The organism is Mesorhizobium sp. M7D.F.Ca.US.004.03.1.1, assembly GCF_003998635.1.
GTDB classification, from domain to species: Bacteria; Pseudomonadota; Alphaproteobacteria; order Rhizobiales; family Rhizobiaceae; genus Mesorhizobium; species Mesorhizobium loti.
The window spans coordinates 1-2722 of sequence record NZ_RZQG01000807.1 but is presented as its reverse complement, the minus strand read 5'-3'; the positions used below and the strand labels follow the sequence as shown (position 1 = coordinate 2722).

At 62.3% G+C, this 2722-nt stretch carries 5 protein-coding genes; 4 read left to right on the top strand and 1 reads right to left on the bottom strand.

Annotated elements, in window-relative coordinates; all coding sequences use genetic code 11:
• On the bottom strand, positions 1-681 hold a 681-nt coding region (locus EN935_RS30160), incomplete at its 3' end, for a deoxyguanosinetriphosphate triphosphohydrolase (RefSeq protein ID WP_127373925.1).
• Positions 682-786: 105 nt separating this feature from the next.
• On the opposite strand from EN935_RS30160, the gene erpA reads away from it, so the two are divergent.
• Genes erpA through EN935_RS30140 form a run of 4 tightly spaced genes read left to right on the top strand, consistent with a single transcriptional unit; the run spans position 787 to position 2715 of the window.
• Entirely contained in the window at positions 787-1134 is a 348-nt protein-coding gene (gene erpA, locus EN935_RS30155; protein ID WP_031259639.1) for an iron-sulfur cluster insertion protein ErpA, read from the top strand.
• 2 nt (positions 1135-1136) lie between these two features.
• On the top strand, positions 1137-1532 hold the full coding sequence (locus EN935_RS30150; RefSeq protein ID WP_109668846.1) for a VOC family protein: 396 nt from the start codon (positions 1137-1139) through the stop codon (positions 1530-1532).
• Positions 1533-1549: 17 nt separating this feature from the next.
• Positions 1550-2344 carry an exodeoxyribonuclease III gene (gene xth / locus EN935_RS30145; RefSeq protein WP_109668844.1) on the top strand — a complete coding sequence of 265 codons (795 nt, stop codon included), beginning with the start codon at positions 1550-1552 and terminating at the stop codon, positions 2342-2344.
• 53 nt (positions 2345-2397) lie between these two features.
• Positions 2398-2715 (top strand): hypothetical protein, encoded by a 318-nt coding sequence (locus tag EN935_RS30140; RefSeq protein WP_164548680.1) that lies wholly within the window; start codon positions 2398-2400, stop codon positions 2713-2715.
• Positions 2716-2722: the final 7 nt, after the last annotated feature.

Below are 2722 nucleotides of genomic sequence, written 5' to 3'. Positions count from 1 at the left end.
CAACCCGTCATCGATGTCATGCGTGTTGTAGGCGATATCGTCGGCGATCGCCGCGCATTGCGCCTCGATGCCGGCAAACCGGTCCAGTTCGAGATCATGCAGCTCAGAGTAATCACGGATCGCCTGCGGCACCGGCCCTTTCAGACCCTTGCCGTTGGCATCCGTCAGCGGTCCATTGTGCTTGACCAGGCCTTCCAGTGTTTCCCAGGTCAGATTGAGCCCGTCGAATTCGGCGTAGCGCGCCTCCAGCCTTGTCACGATGCGCAGCGATTGCGCGTTGTGGTCAAAGCCGCCCCAGGCGGCCATCTTCTCGTTCAGCGCGTCCTCGCCGGTGTGGCCGAAGGGCGTGTGGCCGAAATCATGCACCAGTGCCACCGCCTCGGCCAGATCCTCGTCGCCACGCAGCGCCCGTGCCAGGGCGCGCGCGATCTGAGCCACTTCGATCGAATGGGTCAACCGGGTGCGGTAATGGTCGCCTTCATGCGCGATGAAGACCTGCGTCTTGTGTTTCAGCCGGCGGAACGCCGTCGAATGGATGATGCGGTCACGGTCGCGCTGGAACGGCGTGCGTGTCGGGCTTTCCACCTCGTCGAACAGTCGTCCGCGCGACTTTGCCGGATCGCAGGCATAGGCAGCGCGTGGCCGATAGCCGAATCCGATGTCGCCCAACTCATTGGTCATGGCTGATGCTGCCGCAGTTGACTTGGTCTAGATAATTTGGGTCTAGTTGACTTGGCCCCTCGCGCTTCATACCTATCATGTGAAACCGAAAGCAAGGTGACGCCCATGGGCGCTGATGCCAAGACTGCCATGAAAGTCGATATGACCGAGGCCGCCGCCAAGCGGATCGCCAAGATTGTCTCTGGCGAGGCCGGCAAGACTGCGCTGCGCGTTTCGGTCGAAGGCGGCGGTTGCTCGGGCTTCTCCTACAAGTTCGACCTGGTCGATACTCGCAATGACGATGACGTCGCCATCGAGAAGGACGGCGCCACGGTGCTGATCGACGATCTGTCGCTGGTCTATATGGGCGGCTCGGTAATCGACTTCGTCGACGATTTGATGGGCCAGTCGTTCCAGATCCGGAACCCGAATGCAGTCGCCTCCTGCGGCTGTGGCACGAGCTTCTCCATATAGCCATGCCTGCCATCGGCGCGGTCCGTCAGATCGCGCTGGCGGCCGGACGCAACCTCGACGCCACGCTGGCTTTCTGGCGCGACGTACTCGGTATGGCTGTCCACGCGCGCTTTGATCCGCCGGGCATCGCCTTCATCATGGCCGGCGATATCAGGCTGCTGTTCACCGACGGCATACCGGCCGGAACCGTCTATCTCGACATATCGGGCCTTGACGACTTCCATGCCTCGGCGGTCGCGGCGGGCATGCCCTTCACCGCGCCGCCGACGCTTGTCCATCGCGACACCCAGGGCCAGTTCGGTCCAGCGGGGGAAAGCGAATGGATGGCCTTCCTAAAGGACCCGGCTGGCAATACGATCGGACTGGTCGAACGCCATCCGCCGCAAGAGCCCAACTGAACAGCATCGAGACCGTCATGAAAATCGTCACCTGGAACATCAACGGCGTCCGCGCCCGCATCGGCAACCTGACCCATTGGCTGACCGAAAGCGCGCCCGACATCGTCTGCCTGCAGGAGATCAAGACCGTCGACGAGCAATTCCCGCGCGCCGAAATCGAGGCGCTTGGCTACAATGTCGAAACCCATGGCCAGAAGGGTTTCAACGGCGTCGCCATCCTGTCGAAACTGCGCTTCGACGAGGTCATCAGAGGCCTGCCCGGCGATGATGCCGACGAGCAGGCGCGTTTCATCGAAGGCGTTTTCTCGACCGACAAGGGCGCGCTGCGCGTCGCCTCGCTCTATCTGCCGAACGGCAATCCAATCGATGACGAGAAGAAGTTCCCCTTCAAGCTTTCCTGGATGGCGCGGCTGGAGCGCTGGGCGCAGGAGCGACTCAGGCTTGAAGAGGCCTTGGTACTGGCCGGCGACTACAATGTCATTCCCGAGCCGATCGACGCGCGGTTTCCGGAGAACTGGCTGGGCGACGCGCTGTTCCAGCCAGAGACGCGGCAAGCTTTCCGGCGGCTGCTCAACCTTGGTTTCACCGAGGCTGTCCGCGCGGTCACCGACGCGCCCGATACCTATACGTTCTGGGACTATCAGGCCGGCGCCTGGCAGAAGAACAATGGCATACGCATCGACCACCTGCTTTTGTCGCCGGAAGCCGCCAACCGATTCTCATCGGCCTCGATCGAAAAGCACGTGCGTGCCTGGGAAAAGCCGTCCGATCACGTCCCGGTGGCGATTGATCTCGCGCTGCAGCCGGCCTGACAGCGGCTAAACCCTCATATCGCCACATTTCGCGCCGTTCATTGCGGGCCAGCATGGCGGCTGGGGTTCCCATGACCATTCGATTTTCTCTTTGTCCGATCGGCCTGGCATTTGCCATGGCCGCTCCTGCGGCGGCGCTTGCCGACCAGGAATGCCTGGCCAATGGAAAATCCTACCAGCTTGGCCAGGTCGCCTGCCTGACGGTTGCCGAGCAGAGCCATCTGGCCCGCTGCGACATGGTGCTCAACAACACCTCGTGGACGAAGGTTGGGGACAGCTGCCCCGCAAACACGATGGCGCCGCACCTGCACGTCACGCCGATCTCAACGCCGGCTCCCAGCATGGTGCCGACGGAGCCGACCGAGAACTGATCAAGAT